The organism is Amycolatopsis sp. NPDC004378, from assembly GCF_053602455.1.
Window position 1 is genome coordinate 537,112 of the sequence record NZ_JBSGDR010000002.1, and the last position, 13,991, is coordinate 551,102.

A 13,991-nucleotide genomic window follows, 5' to 3' on the forward strand; every position below is an offset into this window, starting at 1 on the left:
CTCGAGGAGCGACCCGATGACCCTCGAAACCGTCTGGTTCGTCGTGATCGCCTTCTTCTGGCTCGGCTACCTGTTCCTCGAAGGCTTCGATTTCGGCGTCGGGATGCTGCTGCCGATCCTGGCGCGCGACAACACCGAACGCCGCGTCATGGTCAACACCATCGGGCCCGTCTGGGACGGCAACGAGGTCTGGCTCATCGTCGCCGGCGGCGCGATGTTCGCCGCCTTCCCCGGGTGGTACGCGAGCCTCTTCTCGGCCGCCTACCTGCCGTTGCTGCTCCTGCTGCTCGCCCTGATCGGCCGCGGCGTCGCGTTCGAGTACCGCGGCAAGGTCGACTCCGACCGCTGGCGGCGCACCTGGGACCGCGTGATCATGATCGGCTCGTGGATCCCGCCGCTGGGTGTCGGCCTCGTCCTCGCCACGACCGTCCTCGGCCTGCCGCTGGACGCCGAAGGCAACCGCGTCGGCTCGGCGTTCGCCGCGATCCGCTGGGACACCCTGCTCGGCGCGGTCGCGATCGCGGCCTTCTCGATCACCCACGGTGCCGCGTTCCTCGCCCTCAAGACGAGCGGCGACCTGCGGGAACGCGCTCGTCTCCTGGCGCTGCGGCTGCTGCCGTTCGCGATGGTGCCGATCGTCGCGTTCCTCGCGGTGGTGCAGTGGCGCTCGGGCACCCTGTGGACGCTGCTCGCGTTCGGCGTGGCCGCCGTCGCCGCCGTCGTGGCTTGGTTCCGGCTGCGCGCGGATCGCGACGGCCAGGCGTTCGCCGCGCTCGCCGTGGTCATCACCGGTGCCGCCGTCGTCCTGTTCGGCTCGCTCTTCCCGAACGTGCTGCCGTCGACGGTCGACACAGCGAACACCCTTTCCATCGCCGAAGCCGCGTCCAGCCCGTACACGCTGACCGTCATGACCTGGGTCGCCGTCTTCGGTGCCCCAGCTGTGCTGATCTACCAGGGCTGGACGTACTGGGTGTTCCGGAAGCGCATCGGCACTCAGCACATCCCGGCGGTCCACGCGCCATGAGCAAGCTTCCCGGACGCGCTCCCCTTTCCGCCTCGGAGTCCACAGTGGACTCGGCGCGGCCGGGAAAGGGCCCGCTCGGCGCATTGCCGGCCCTCGTGCCGGCCGTGCGCCGAGCGCTGGCCCTGGTGGGGTTCCTGTCCTTCCTGCACGCGGCCGCGCTGGTGGCCCAGGCCTTCCTGCTCGCCGACGTCCTCGCGGCGATCGTCGGAGCGGGTTCCGGGGGGCGCACCGCCCAGCTGGCCGCGCTGCTCGCGCTCGTCGCGACGCGCGCCGTGACCGGCTGGGCCGTGCGCACGGTCTCCGCGCGTGCGGCCGCGACAGCGCAACGCGAGCTGCGCGCCAAGGCCGTCGACCACGCGCTGCGCCTGGGTCCCGAGTGGATCGCCCGGCGTGGCCACGGCGAGCTGACCGCGCTCACCACCCGCGGTCTCGACGCGCTCGACGCGTACTTCCGCGAATACCTGCCCGCCCTGGTGACGGCCGCGGTCGTGCCGCTCGGCGCGGGCGCGGCGATCCTGTTCGCCGACTGGCCGTCCGGCGTGATCGTCGCGCTGACCGTGCCGCTGCTCCCGGTGTTCGCGATCCTCGTCGGCAAGTTCACGGCCGGGCGCGTCGCCGGCGCGACCGACGCGACGCACCGGATGTCCGAACGGCTCCTCGAGCTCGTGCGCGTGCTGCCGGTGCTGACCGCGTTCCGCCGCGCGGCCGCCCAGGGCGAGACGGTCCGGCAGCTGTCCGAACGCCACCGCCGAGCGACGCTCAAGACGTTGAAGGTCGCCTTCTCCTCGGCGTTCGTGCTCGAACTGATCGCGACGCTGTCGGTGGCGCTGGTCGCGGTGACGATCGGCGTCCGGCTGGTGAACGGAAACCTCCCGCTCGCCATCGGGCTGGGCGTGCTGATCCTGGCGCCCGAGTGCTACCAGCCGCTGCGCGCGGTCGGCGCCGCGTTCCACGCCAGTGAGGACGGCGTCGAAGCGGTCCGGCGGGTCGCCGACCTGCTGGCGGTCCCGGCGCCCGCCGCCGGAACCGAGGATCCTTCGCGGGGCGAACTGCGCGTGGCTTCCCTGCGCGTGGCGCGACGCGGCGGGTTCGCCCCGGACGGCGAGACGTTCTCGGTCCGCCCGGGCGAGACGGTGTGGCTGCGCGCCCCGAGCGGCGGCGGCAAGTCGACCACCCTCTCGGCGCTGCTGGGCTTCGTCCCGGCCCACGACGGTGCGATCACCGTCGGCGCGACGAACCTCGCCGACGCCGACCTCGCGCGCTGGCGTGAGCAGGTCGCGTGGGTGCCGCAGTCGCCGGTGTTCACCGGCGGCACGGTCCGCGAGGAGGTCGGCTCCGACGCCCCGCTCGCGGAACTCGGCCTGACCGGGCTCGCGGACCGCCCGGTGGCACGGCTTTCGCTGGGGCAACGTCAGCGCGTCGCGGTGGCTCGGGCGTTGCTCCGCGTCCGCGACGGCGCCTGGCTGCTGGTGCTCGACGAGCCGACCGCCCACCTCGACGAGGCCGGCGCGCGCCTGGTGCTCGACGCCGTGCAGCGCGCGGTCGACGACGGCGCCGCGGCGATCATCGCGGCCCACGAGCACACGGCGGCGGTCGACCTGCCGCCGGAAGAGGTCCCGGCCGTCGAAGTGTCCACAGTGGACTCGGCGCGCGCGCCGCTGAAGTGGCGTGCCCTGCTCGACACCCGCCTGTTCGGCGGCGCCGTGCTGGGCGCGGTGGCGCTGCTGGCCGGGGTGGCGCTGACGGCGACGTCGGGCTTGCTCATCGCCAAGGCGTCGCAGCAGCCGCCGATCCTGACGTTGACGGTCGCGGTGGTCGGCGTCCGCGCGTTCGGGCTGGGCCGTGCGGGGCTGCGGTACGCGGAACGCCTGGTCACGCACGACGCGGCGTTCCGCATCGCGGGCCGGCTCCGGGTGCGGCTGTGGACTTCGCTGGTCCGGCTCGGCCCGGCGCGGGGCCTGCGCGCGGGCGAAGGGCAGCGCCGGCTCGTCGCCGACGTCGACACCGTGCGCGACCTGCTGCCCCGGGTGGTGTCGCCACCGCTGGTGGTGGCGCTGGTCGCGGCCGGGGCGATCGCCGTGCAGACGTGGGGCCTGCCCGCGGCGGGGCTCACGCTCGCGGCGGCCGTGGCGCTCGGGCTGTGCGCGCCCTGGCTCGCCTTGCGCGCCGAGCGCCGGGCGACGTCGGCCCTGGCGGACGGCCGTCGCGAAGTGGCTTCGCGCGTCCTCGTGCTCTTCGAGGCGGCGGCCGAGCTGCTCGCCTTCGGCAAGGACCGCGACCACCGCCGCGCGCTCGCGGACGCCGACACCCACTTGGCGGCGCAGGCCCGCCGGCAGGCTTTCGGTGCGGGCGCAGCGGAAGCGCTGGTCACGCTGGTCTGCGGCGCGGCCGCGGTGGTCAGCACGGCGCTCGCGGCGTCGGCCGTGACCGACGGCCGTCTCGAACCGGTGCTGGCGCCCGTGCTGGCGTTGGTGCCGCTGGCTTTGGCGGAGGTGCTCGCGCTGCTGCCGCCGGTCGCCCAGCACTGGGACACGCTGCAGCGGGCCCGCCGGCGCTTGGCCGACACGCCGGCCACGCACCCGGTCCCGGTCGACGACCACGTGGTCCTCCGGAGCGCCGACCTCGGCTGGCCGGGCGGTCCTGCCGTGCTGCACGACGTCGACGTCGACCTGGCGCCGGGCACTTACGCCGCGGTGGTCGGCCCGAGTGGCGCCGGCAAGTCGACGCTCGTCGCCGCGCTGCTGGGCTTCCTCGAGCCGCGGCGCGGAGTCGTCGGCGTCCCGGACGGGGTCGCGTGGGCGCCCCAGGAGCCGATGCTCGCCGCCACGACGGTCGCCGAGAACCTCCGCCTCGCCCGCCCGACGGCCACGCCGGACGAACTGCGCGAGGCGCTGCGGCAGGCCGCGCTCGCGGACCTCGACCCGTCGACGCTGCTAGGCAGCGGCGGCAGCGGCCTGTCCGGCGGGCAGGCCCAGCGCGTCGCACTGGCGCGGGCGCTGCTCGGGGCGCCGTCGGCGGGGCTCGTGCTGCTCGACGAGCCGACCGCGCACCTCGACGAGCCGACCGCGCAGGTCGTGCGCGCGCACCTGCGTGAGGCCTTGGCCGGCCGGACGGTGGTGCACGTGACCCACCGCGCGGAGGAGGCGTCCGACGCGGACGTGGTTCTCGAAGTCCGCGACGGGCGAGTTGTCGCGCGGGTGCCGGTGTCGTGATCGAGTCCGCCAGTGTGCTTGGCGCACCGCCGCAGCGCCGCGCGATAATGACGGAACTCATGGATCCGACGCTTGCCGCGCGGGCACTGTCCGCCGCCACCGAGATCACGAGCACCGCCCTGTCCGGCGACGACCCGGGCGCGGTGCTCGACACGGTCGTAGCCCGAGCGGCCGAGCTGGCCGACGCCGACCTGGGCCTGGCCATGGTCAGCACCGACGACGGCCGCGTGGTGGTCGAGGCAGCGCACCACGCCACCGCCCACCCGGCCGAGCCGCCCTTTTCCGCCGCGAGCAGCGCCGCCGCCCACCCCGTGGAGTCCGAGCCGCGCCTTCCCGACGCGGGCAGCGCCACCGCCGACCCGACCGAGGCGCCTCTTCCTGCCGCGGACAGTGCCGTCGGTGAGCCGGAAGCCGCGGGAGACGAATCAGCCGTGCCAGGCCATGCCAGTGCCGCGGAATCCTTGCGCGGTCTTGCCTTGGCCGCCGACTCCGCTGCTGGGCGCGTCGCGCGCGGGGGTGAGCCCGTCGCGAGCGCCGACTTCACCGTCGATCCGCGGACCGCGCCCTTCGTGCCCGCCGAGTTGCAGGGCTATGGGCCGTTCGCCGCCGCGCCGTTCGGGTCCGGGGGGCGGGTGCTCGGGGCGCTCACGGTCTACCGGAAGCGGGGGCGTGAGCCGTTCTCCGCCGGGACCGTCGAGATGCTCGTGGCCTTCGCCGCCCAGGCCGGGGTCGTCCTCGCGCTCGCCGAAGGCGCCAATGCCCGGCACCGCGTCGCGCTCTACGAAGAGCGGGAGCGCATCGCTCGCGAGCTGCACGACGTCATCGTCCAGCGGCTCTACGGCGCCGGCATGCAGCTCGACCGGGTCCGGCGCAACATGCGCAAGCGGTTCGCCCAGGCCGATGGCGCACGGCTTTCGGATGCGATCGACCAGCTCGACCAGACCATCGAGGAAATCCGGGGCACCGTGCGCGCGCTGAGGTCTCCGGAGCCTCGCCACGACACCGGCACGCCCACCGACCTCGCCGAGTCGGCGCGCGGCGAGGTCCGCATCGCCGGCGAGCTGCTCGGCTACCCGCCGACCCTGGAGCTGTCCGGCGAATTCGCCGACATCCCCGCGGAACGCGCCGACCACATCCGGGCCGCACTGCGCGAAGCACTGTCCAATGTGGTCAGACACTCCGGTGCCAGCGAAACCCGCGTGACCCTGACCAGGGACTCCGGGGGCGTCAAACTCCGTGTCCGGGACAACGGTTCCGGCGTCCCCCAAGGTGTCGCCACCCGTGGCCTGCGTCATCTCGCCGAACGCGCGGATGCCGCCGGCGGCAAGTTCTTCCTGAACTCCTCGCCCAGCCTCGGCACGCTCGTCGCGTTCGACCTCCCACTTGACTGACCGCGACCTAGCCTTCTCGGGTCATCCAGCCTCCCTTCCTCGCCCTCACGAAGATCGTACCGGCTGATCGAACACCCATTCGACTCACGTTAGAGTGAATCTGGCGCCAAGAAACCGCTGATCGACATCGCGGATCGTGACCACGGTTGAAAAGGACGCAGCGAACGGCGGCTTGCGGACGCGATCGTCGCGCGGAGCTACTTTTCCCGGCGCGCGATCCAGGCGGCCGCCTGCGTCCGGCGCTGCATGCCGAGCTTCGCCAGCACCGAAGTGACGTAGTTCTTGACCGTCTTCTCGGCGAGGAACAGCCGCTCGGCGATCTCCCGGTTCGACAGCCCCTGGCCGATCAGCTCGAGCACGTCCCGCTCGCGCTCGGTCAGCGTCGCCAGCTCGTCCGTCGGCGGGTGCCGCATCTTGTCGAGCACCCGCGCGGTGCTCACCGGGTCCAGCAGCGACCGCCCGGCCGCGACCTCGCGGACGGCGTTCACGACGTCCTGCCCCCGCACCTGTTTCAGCAGGTAACCGGCGGCGCCGGCCATGATCGCGCCGACCATCGCCTCCTCGTCGTCGAACGCGGTGAGCATCAGGCAGGCGGGCGGGTTCGGCTTGGACCGCAGTTCGCGGCAGAGCGTGATGCCGTCGCCGTCGCCGAGGCGGACGTCGACCACGGCGACCTCCGGTTCGACGTGCATCGCCACCGCCAGGGCTTCTTCGACGCTGCTCGCCTCGGCGACGACCTCGATGTCAGGCTCGTCGCCGAGGAGGTCGCGGAGCCCGCGGCGGACCAGTTCGTGGTCGTCGACGAGCAGTACCTGGATCGGCATATCCCCAGGTTACGGGGTATGCCGGCGCTGCGGCGAATAGGCCCGGTGGCGGCCGGGAAAAGAATCACCAGCCGCCCGGATTCAGGTGGAGCGCTGGCATTTCCGGAATTACGGAAAAGTCCGTAACAGAATGGCCGTCGCCACGATATTAACCCTCGCAATCGCCCCGATTCTCCCCCGAAAGGACTTCCGGTGTCCTTGTTTCGCCGTGCCCTGACGACGGCCGCCGCCGTCGCCGGGATCGCTCTCCTCGGCCCCGTTCCCTTCGCTTCCGCCCAGACCGCCGGTGACTTGGACTGCAGCGACTTCCACTACCAGGAAGAGGCCCAGGCGGTGCTCGACGCGACGCCGGGCGACCCGAACAACCTCGATTCCGACCACGACGGCATCGCCTGCGAATCCCTGCCGCACCGCCCGCAGGGCACGACCACGCCGTCGTCCGAAGAGCCCGCGACCGAGACCCACCCGGCACCGAAGCCCGCCACGACCACCAAGAAGGCCGCGACGGGCGGCCAGGTGAAGGTGAAGCCGGTCGGCGGCGTGGCCACCGGCGGCGGCGAGCCGGACGAGGAGGTCCCCGGGTTCCTGGTGCTCGGCGGCGCGCTGCTCGCCGCGGCGGCCTCCGGCGGCATGGTGCTCTACCTGCGCCGGCGGGCGAATTGAGGCACCCGCGCCTGTGGCCGGCCGTCACGGCGGTCGTCGCCGCGCTCGTCGCGGTCCTGGTGGTGGCCGCCGTCTTCGCCTTCTCGCCGCATCCGGCGAACGAAGTCGCTCCGCCGTCCGCGTCGCCGGTCGCGATCGTCCCGCCGACCACCTTCACGCCCACCGTCGGCGGGCTCCCGGCGGCGAAACCGGCGTCGCTGACCATCCCGGCGATCGGCGTCCGGGCCGAGGGGATCAAGGACCTCGGGCTGACCGCGAAGGGCGAGCTCGAGGTCCCGGGCGACGCGACGACGGTCGGCTGGTTCACCGGCGCGCCGTCGCCCGGCGAGGTCGGCCCGGCCGTGCTGGCCGCGCACGTCGACTACAAGCACGTCACCGGGGCCTTCTCCCGGCTCAAGGACCTGCGCCCCGGCGAACAGGCCGTGGTCGGCCGCGCCGACGGCCGGACGGCGGTCTTCACCGTCTACCGCGTCGACCGCTACGCCAAGGCCGAGTTCCCGACGGACCAGGTCTACGGCGACACGGCCGGGCCCGAGCTGCGGCTCATCACCTGCGGCGGGGCGTTCGACCGGTCGAGCGGCAACTACCTCGACAACGTCGTGGTCTACGCGCGGCTGACCGGCGTCAGGACCTAGCCGAGTTCGATCCGCGTCAGCTCGAGCCGCCGGTAACCGCGCTCGCCGAGCGACCAGACGTCCAGGACGTCGCCGTCGAGTTCCGGGTACGCGATCACGAGCCGGGCGGGGCCGTCTTCGGCCTGGTACAGGACGTCCGCGGGGATCCCGGCCTCGAGCTGCCAGCAGAGCTGCTGCTGCTTCGGCGTGAGGCGGCCGGAGTAGCGGTCGCTCATCGCCCGCGCGAGCTGCCCGCGCAGCAGGCCCGGGCCGGTCCGCGGGGCCGCGAGCAGGCGCTCGGCGTGGTCCAGGGCGCTCGGTGGCCGGTCGCCCGGCTCGGCGTCGCGGACGACGACCGTCGGCTCGGCCGGTTCACGGGCCGGCAGCACGATGCTCCCGTCGGCGGCGTGCCGGGTCGGCGCGTACCCGGCTTCGCGCAGGGCGTCCAGCGTGCCCGAAGCGTCCACAGTGGACGTCAAGACGGTCGGGGCCACCCCGCGCAGGCCGAGTTTCGCCAGCTTGCGGTGCGCGGCGAGCTCGGCCAGCACGGCGGGTTCGCCGACGACGACGCTCGCGACGTCGAGCACCTGCGCTTCGCCGTGCCGCCTCGCGACGTCGTTGACCAGGTACACCAGCGGTTGCGGCAGCTCGCCCGCGGCGAGCGCGCCCAGCTCGCCGAGCAGCTCGTCGGCCGTCGCGCCCTGGTCGAACGCCCGCCGGACGGTCGCGGGCGAGAACCGCCAGCTGGTCGCGGTGCCCTGGGACTCGCGGTCGGCGACCCGGTCGAGCGACGCGGCGAGCCGCGTGTCCGGCGAGCCGGGCACGATCGCGGTCAGGTCGGTGCCGAACAACGCCGTCGTCCGCGCACGGGCGACCAGCTCGTCGGTGACCTCGACGAGCTCGCCGTCGTCGAGCAGGGCCCGCCCGGCCGCGGTGACGGCGCCGTGCGCGACGACGCCGAGCAGCTCGGCCTCGGCGAGCGCCGCCCGGACGTGGCCGGCGAAGTCGTCGGTCGGCAGCATCGGCGCGTGCCATTCGGCCAGCCGGGCCAGCGCGTCGACGTCGGCGATCGCGTCGCCGGGACCGAGCCGCGCCAGGAGCCGCACGACCAGCCGTCGCGTGAGCGCGGGGACGTCGGTCTCGAACTCCGGCGGCGCCGGGTCCCACCAGGTCGTCAGCAGCAGGCGGTACAGCAGCGCGGGCGCGGGCCGGGCGAGGTCGGGATCCGGCGCGAGCGTGGGCGGCGGCGCTTTCCGGCCGCGACCCAGGTCGGGCGGCTCGCCGGCCAGCAGCAGCCCGGCCTGCGCGGCGAGGTCGATGGCCAGCTCGATCTCCGCCAGCGCCGCGCCGGTCTCCTTGGCGAGCTTCTTGATCAGCCGCGCGCCGATCGTGCCGTCCTTGAGCAGCGGGAACGGTTCCGCGGACCCGAGTTCGAGGATCGCCGACACCCGGTCGAGCAGCCGCAGCGCGGCGGCCGACGACGTGGCCTCGGCCGACTCGGCGCCGACGTGCGTGACGGGAAAGCTGGGCTCGTCCGGCGTGAACGGCAGGTGGTGGTCCGGGTCGCGCAGCGCCAGCGACACCTCGATCGGCATCACCGCGCTGCCGTCGTAGGTGGCGAACAGGAAGCCGTGCTCGAACGCCCAGCCCTCCGCGGCGTGGAACGGCAGCACGCCCCCGGCCTCGGGAACGCCGTCGGCCATGTCCCGCAACAGTTTCCGCGTCGCCTCGGGCGCGTCGGCGAACAGCTCGCGGACGCGGTCGCCGTCGCGGTAGAACCGCACGAGCGGCGTCAGTCCCCCGGGCAGCCCGAGGGCGCGCGACAGCTGCGCGTGCCGGCTCCGGCCGACCTCGCCGAGCAGGTCCGCGACCGGCCGGCCGAGCCCTTCGGCGCGAAAGCTCTTCTTGTGCAGGAGGTCCGGCAGAACGACGCGGTCGTCGTCACGCCACAGCAGAGCGCGCTCGGCGAGCTGGTCCACAAAGGACTCGACAACGTCGGCGGTCGCCCCGAGCAGCCGGGCCACTTCGGCAACCGGCGTCGGCCGCACGCCCAGAGCGTGCCCCAGCTGAACGGCCCGCACGACCTGAGCCTGCGGCAACGACAACCCGAGCACGGCCTCGTTCACGGACTCGGCGGAGGCAAGCCGCGCCGCAACGACATCAAGCCGCCGCGGCCACGGCTCCCGCAGCACATCGGCCCGGTGGGCCAGCACTTTCGCCAGGCCATCCCGACCCAGGGCGGCGAGCCTGCCGAGCAGGTCGTCGGCGGTGGTCATGCTCCGAAGGCTACTGGGCGGCGGGTTCATGGCCACCCGGGTGTGCGGCTGCCCGGCCGTTTCGGTTCACTGGGGGCATGGCGGGAATCCCGGAACTCGCGCTTCGGCAGATCGAACGGTGGTGCGCGCAGCGCGTGCCCGAGCGTGTTCGTGACCAGGTGCGCGTCGAATGCCGGCGGCGGGGCAGGGCGGTGACCATCGTCGAACGGCGGGCGCCCGTGGACGGGCCCGAGTGGACCGAGCAGAAGATCGCGCAGCTGCGGCTCGACGAGTTCGGGATCTGGTCCGTGCTGTGGGCCGACAGCAACGGGCAGTGGCTGACCTACCCGGACGCGCCCGTCGCCAGCTCGCCGACGCCGCTGCTGGCGGAGATCGACCGCAATCCGCACGGCGTGTTCTGGGGCTGATGGTGGCGCCCAGGCTGATCCACCTGAACGGCCCGTCCGGAATCGGGAAGTCGACCGTCGCCGAGGCCTACGCCGAGCGGCATGCCGGGGTGCTGAACCTCGACACCGATCGCGTCGTCTGCCTCATCGGCGGGTGGCGGGACACCTTCTTCGAGACCTTCAAAGCCGCGCAGCTGCTCACCGCCGCCATGGCCGAGACGCACCTGCGGACCGGGCACGACGTCGTCATGCCGCAGCTCGCCACCCGCGTCGCCGACGTCGAGCCCTTCGAGGAAGTCGCGGAGCGGTGTGGTGCCGAGTACCGCGAAATCCTGCTGACCGCCGAGAAAACCGTCGCCTGCAGCCGGTTCGAGAGCCGTGTCGGGAACGCCGGGACCCAGGGGATCGACGACGTCGTCACCTCGCGGGGCGGGGCCGCCGTGGTCGGGCGGATCCACGACCAGCTCGCCGCCTACCTGCCGTTGCGGCCCGGCTGCGTCGTCGTGCCCACCGACGGGCGTGCGCCCGCCGAGACCTACGCCGACGTCGTCGCCGTGCTCTGATCCGGGGGCGGGAACCGGACTTCGTTGCGGTCGATCTTCGCGTGCGCCGCGGCTGCCAGGTCCACGCCGAGGCGGTCCGCCAACTGGAGCAAATACAGCGTGACGTCCGCGATCTCGTCGAGCACGTTCGCTTCCAGCGCCGGGTCTTCCCGCCACGCGTCGGACTCCGCCGGCGTCAGCCACTGGAACAGCGACGTCAGCTCGCCGACCTCGCCGGACAACGCCATCACGAGGTTCTTCGGGGTGTGGTACGGCTCCCAGGAGCGGGCCGCCGCGAAGGCGCGGAGGCGCTGCGTCACGTCGTCGAAAGTCACCGGCTGATTGTCCTCCGTCGTCACGGTGCGCTAACGGCCGTATGGCGGACTGCCGTTGACCGGTGAATCTCTCACTCAATAGGTTGAACTTCGTCGGGATGCTTGCGGGGCTTGAAGCAGGGAAAGGAACGTCTTGAAGTACCTGCGATCCGTCCGCGGCCGCATGCTGTGCATCGCCTTCGTGCCCGGTGGCGCCCTCGTCGTCGTGGCTCTCGTGATCGCGTTCTTCCTGGTCCACCAAGCGAACCGCACCCGCGACCTCGCGCTGGAGACGGCGGGCGTCGCGGATCGGACCGCTCGGGCCGTCGTCTCGCTGCAGTCCCAGCGCAGCGAAGCGATGTCCGCACCCGACCAACGGACCACGGCGTACGCGAATTTCACCCAGCGGATCGATGTCGCCATCGGCGGCCTCCGCGACTACGTCCGCCGGGCGCCGGACGCCGAATCCGCCTACCAGCAGACGACCGCCGTGGAGCTGCTTTCCGTCGCCGAGGGCATGGATCGCTCCGATTCCCTCGCCCTGGCGGGGATCGACGGCGTGACGCGGCGGCCGTTCACCGAAGCCGTCGCGGCCTACCGGGCCGAGTTGACGCGGGTCGCGCCGCAGCTCACCGAGAGTGGCCGGCTCGCCTACGAGTCGCTCACGCGCGGCGCCGATTGGAGCAGGCTGGCCGCGGCCGAGGACGCGCTCATGGCCGCCGAACCGTTGCCCGTGCCCGAGTCCACCTGGCGCAGTGCCGCTTACACCGTCTCCCAGCAGCTGGGCCGGCTGTACTCGCAGCAGAGCCAGTACGCCGTTCAGCTCACCCTCGACGACGGCCGCCGCACGCTCGCCGGCGCGATCGCCGCGAGCGCGGCTCTGCTGCTGTGCGCCGGACTGCTGCTCGTCGTCGTGCGGCGGCTGGTCGCGCGGGTGCCGGTGCCGGTCGTCCCGATCATGGTGCCGACGATGCACGCCGCCATCCCGCGGCCCCGCCACGCTCGGTCACGACGGCCGCGCGTCCCCGAGCCGTGGCCGATGAAAGCCGTGCTCGACGAGTTGCGGGGCTCCTGAGCCGGTGACGCAAGGTGAGCGATTACGCCGAAAAGAGCACGCGGTTGGCCCACACGCGAATCCGCCGGCCTCGGGCAGACTGGTGCGCGTGAGTCCCCCCTCGGATCTTCGCCCCTACCTGCGCACTTTGGACGCGGAGACGTTGGCGGACCTGCTGTACGCCCAGGCCGAGCGTGACCCTGAGTTGCGGCATTCGCTCGAACTGCGCGCGGCCACCCAGTCCGGTGATGTCACCGAAGCGCACCGGCTGCTGGACACCGCGGTGACCGACGGGAACGTCGAGTACGCCGCGAAGATCGGCGCGGTCCTCGACACGCTGCAGCGGTTGCTCGACGCCGGCAGCCGCGCCGACCTGGCCCCGCTCGCGCGGCGCACGGTCGACGACGTCAGCGAGGTGCTGGAGCAGTCCGGCGACCACGCCGGCGACCTCGGCGACCGGCTGGAACTCGCCGTCGAGCTGTACGCCCGCGCCTGCGCCGCCCGGCCGCCGGACCCGGAGAAGCTCGCCGACTGGATCCTCGAGGTCGAGTTCGACGGCCCCGGCTGGCCCGTGCTCGACCTCGCCGACTTCGCGACGGCGCTGGGCGAACCCGGCCTGCGCCGGATCAAGTCCACTGTGGACGACGTGCTCGCGGCGAGCGCGGCCGGCCACCGCCGGGACGTCGCGGAACGGCTGCGGGAGCAGCTGGCCGAGGTGCTCGGCGACGTCGACGAGCTGGTCGCGATCCTGTCCGCCAAGCCGCCGCGGCGGGACGTCAGCCTCAAGATCGTCCGGGTGCTGCGGGCCGCGGGGCGGCACAGTGAGGCGATCGCGCACGCCGCTCGCGCGCTCACGCAGGACAAGAACCCGCCGGCGGAACCCCCGCCGCACGGGGTTTTCGGGGGTCCGGGTGGCGGCGCCCCCGGCTCGGGGCGAAGCCCCGTTCGGCAGTGGGACGAAACCTCCCGTCGCCGCAAGGAGTTCGACGCCCGGCCGGACCGCGAGACGTTCGCCGCGCTGCGCGAAGCCGCGATCGCCGACGGGAAGTGGACGACGCAGCGCCGGGCCGCGCTGGCCCGCCTGCGCGAGCTGGCCGCCGACGGCGCCGGGCCCGCCGACGAGCTGGCCCGCGTGCTCCTCGACGACGGGCGTCCCGACGAAGCCTGGCGCGCCTGCGTGCGGTTCGGGGCGTCGCCGGAGCTCAAGCTCGAGCTGGCCGAGCAGCGCGCCGCGGAGCACCCGGCCGAGACGATCCCGGTCTTCCGCGAGCACGTCGAGGAGCTCATCGAGCGCAAGGACCCGCAGGCCTACCGGGAAGCCGCGCGCCGGCTGAAGCTGTTGCGCACCTTGCACAAGCGCTCCGGAACCCCGGACGAATTCGCCGCCTACCTCGCCGCGCTGGTGGAGACCCACCGCCGGAAGACCCGCCTGATCACGGAAATCCGGACCGCGCGGATCGCCATCCCCAAGCCCGTGAAAACCGGGGCTTCGCCTCGGGCCGGGGGCTCCGCCGCCCGAACCCCGAAAAGCTCGTAACCTCCCCAAGACCACCTCGTTGAGCCGGGTGAACCGGTGATTCACGTGCACCGGGACAGCGAAGTTCCGCCAAGGCGGTCACGCCCTTGGCCAGCGATGTCGCGGTGGTCCTGTTCCGCCGTCCGGCTCGGCGCCTCCCCGTCGAGCACGCGGC

Annotated in this window: 12 protein-coding genes; 9 read left to right on the forward strand and 3 right to left on the reverse strand. The window is 73.3% G+C overall.

What is annotated here, in order from left to right:
* Positions 1-16 precede the first annotated feature (16 nt).
* From cydB to ACWEN0_RS10270, 3 genes are read left to right on the forward strand one after another with little or no spacing between them, the layout of a single operon-like run.
* Positions 17-1,024, forward strand: coding sequence for a cytochrome d ubiquinol oxidase subunit II (gene cydB, locus ACWEN0_RS10260; RefSeq protein ID WP_451971237.1), 1,008 nt, complete (start codon positions 17-19; stop codon positions 1,022-1,024).
* Positions 1,021-4,236 carry a thiol reductant ABC exporter subunit CydD gene (gene cydD, locus ACWEN0_RS10265; protein ID WP_451971240.1) on the forward strand — a complete coding sequence of 1,072 codons (3,216 nt, stop codon included), beginning with the start codon at positions 1,021-1,023 and terminating at the stop codon, positions 4,234-4,236. Before cydB ends, cydD begins: the two co-directional genes overlap by 4 nt.
* 59 nt (positions 4,237-4,295) lie before the next feature.
* Entirely contained in the window at positions 4,296-5,627 is a 1,332-nt protein-coding gene (locus ACWEN0_RS10270; RefSeq protein ID WP_451972001.1) for a histidine kinase, read from the forward strand.
* A 197-nt stretch (positions 5,628-5,824) separates the two neighbouring features.
* On the opposite strand, the gene ACWEN0_RS10275 is transcribed toward ACWEN0_RS10270, so the two are convergent.
* Entirely contained in the window at positions 5,825-6,451 is a 627-nt protein-coding gene (locus ACWEN0_RS10275; RefSeq protein WP_043788689.1) for a response regulator, read from the reverse strand.
* Positions 6,452-6,643: 192 nt separating this feature from the next.
* Here ACWEN0_RS10275 and ACWEN0_RS10280 point away from each other — a divergent pair, with 192 nt between their 5' ends.
* Complete coding sequence (locus ACWEN0_RS10280; protein ID WP_451971243.1) at positions 6,644-7,114, forward strand: excalibur calcium-binding domain-containing protein; 471 nt, start codon at positions 6,644-6,646, stop codon at positions 7,112-7,114.
* Positions 7,111-7,749 (forward strand): class F sortase, encoded by a 639-nt coding sequence (locus ACWEN0_RS10285; RefSeq protein ID WP_451971246.1) that lies wholly within the window; start codon positions 7,111-7,113, stop codon positions 7,747-7,749. The genes ACWEN0_RS10280 and ACWEN0_RS10285 overlap by 4 nt, the downstream gene beginning before the upstream one ends.
* Here ACWEN0_RS10285 and ACWEN0_RS10290 read toward each other — a convergent pair.
* Positions 7,746-10,004 carry a helicase-associated domain-containing protein gene (locus ACWEN0_RS10290; RefSeq protein ID WP_451971249.1) on the reverse strand — a complete coding sequence of 753 codons (2,259 nt, stop codon included), beginning with the start codon at positions 10,002-10,004 and terminating at the stop codon, positions 7,746-7,748. The two genes, ACWEN0_RS10285 and ACWEN0_RS10290, sit on opposite strands and share 4 nt — an antisense overlap.
* 77 nt (positions 10,005-10,081) lie before the next feature.
* Here ACWEN0_RS10290 and ACWEN0_RS10295 point away from each other — a divergent pair, with 77 nt between their 5' ends.
* Positions 10,082-10,411, forward strand: a complete 330-nt coding sequence (locus ACWEN0_RS10295) for a DUF3024 domain-containing protein (RefSeq protein WP_451971251.1) — start codon at positions 10,082-10,084, stop codon at positions 10,409-10,411.
* On the forward strand, positions 10,411-10,953 hold the full coding sequence (locus ACWEN0_RS10300; protein ID WP_451971254.1) for an AAA family ATPase: 543 nt from the start codon (positions 10,411-10,413) through the stop codon (positions 10,951-10,953). The genes ACWEN0_RS10295 and ACWEN0_RS10300 overlap by 1 nt, the downstream gene beginning before the upstream one ends.
* Here the strand turns inward: ACWEN0_RS10300 and ACWEN0_RS10305 are convergent.
* Positions 10,926-11,267, reverse strand: a complete 342-nt coding sequence (locus ACWEN0_RS10305) for a nucleotide pyrophosphohydrolase (protein WP_451971258.1) — start codon at positions 11,265-11,267, stop codon at positions 10,926-10,928. The genes ACWEN0_RS10300 and ACWEN0_RS10305 overlap by 28 nt on opposite strands.
* 133 nt (positions 11,268-11,400) lie before the next feature.
* On the opposite strand from ACWEN0_RS10305, the gene ACWEN0_RS10310 reads away from it, so the two are divergent.
* Both ACWEN0_RS10310 and ACWEN0_RS10315 read left to right on the forward strand, forming a co-directional pair.
* The gene (locus tag ACWEN0_RS10310; RefSeq protein WP_451971261.1) at positions 11,401-12,321 is read left to right on the forward strand and encodes a nitrate- and nitrite sensing domain-containing protein; all 921 of its coding nucleotides are present in this window, start codon (positions 11,401-11,403) and stop codon (positions 12,319-12,321) included.
* Between the two features lie 88 nt (positions 12,322-12,409).
* Positions 12,410-13,837 (forward strand): DUF6880 family protein, encoded by a 1,428-nt coding sequence (locus ACWEN0_RS10315; RefSeq protein ID WP_451971264.1) that lies wholly within the window; start codon positions 12,410-12,412, stop codon positions 13,835-13,837.
* Positions 13,838-13,991: the final 154 nt, after the last annotated feature.

Bases quoted from the DNA above. Each gene is read 5' to 3' on its own strand.
- ACWEN0_RS10300 (WP_451971254.1), top strand. From the start codon at position 10,411: ATGGTGGCGCCCAGGCTGATCCACCTGAACGGCCCGTCCGGAATCGGG.
- ACWEN0_RS10270 (WP_451972001.1), top strand. From the start codon at position 4,296: ATGGATCCGACGCTTGCCGCGCGGGCACTGTCCGCCGCCACCGAGATC.
- ACWEN0_RS10275 (WP_043788689.1), bottom strand. From the start codon at position 6,451: ATGCCGATCCAGGTACTGCTCGTCGACGACCACGAACTGGTCCGCCGC.
- ACWEN0_RS10295 (WP_451971251.1), top strand. From the start codon at position 10,082: ATGGCGGGAATCCCGGAACTCGCGCTTCGGCAGATCGAACGGTGGTGC.
- cydB (WP_451971237.1), top strand. From the start codon at position 17: ATGACCCTCGAAACCGTCTGGTTCGTCGTGATCGCCTTCTTCTGGCTC.
- cydD (WP_451971240.1), top strand. From the start codon at position 1,021: ATGAGCAAGCTTCCCGGACGCGCTCCCCTTTCCGCCTCGGAGTCCACA.
- ACWEN0_RS10290 (WP_451971249.1), bottom strand. From the start codon at position 10,004: ATGACCACCGCCGACGACCTGCTCGGCAGGCTCGCCGCCCTGGGTCGG.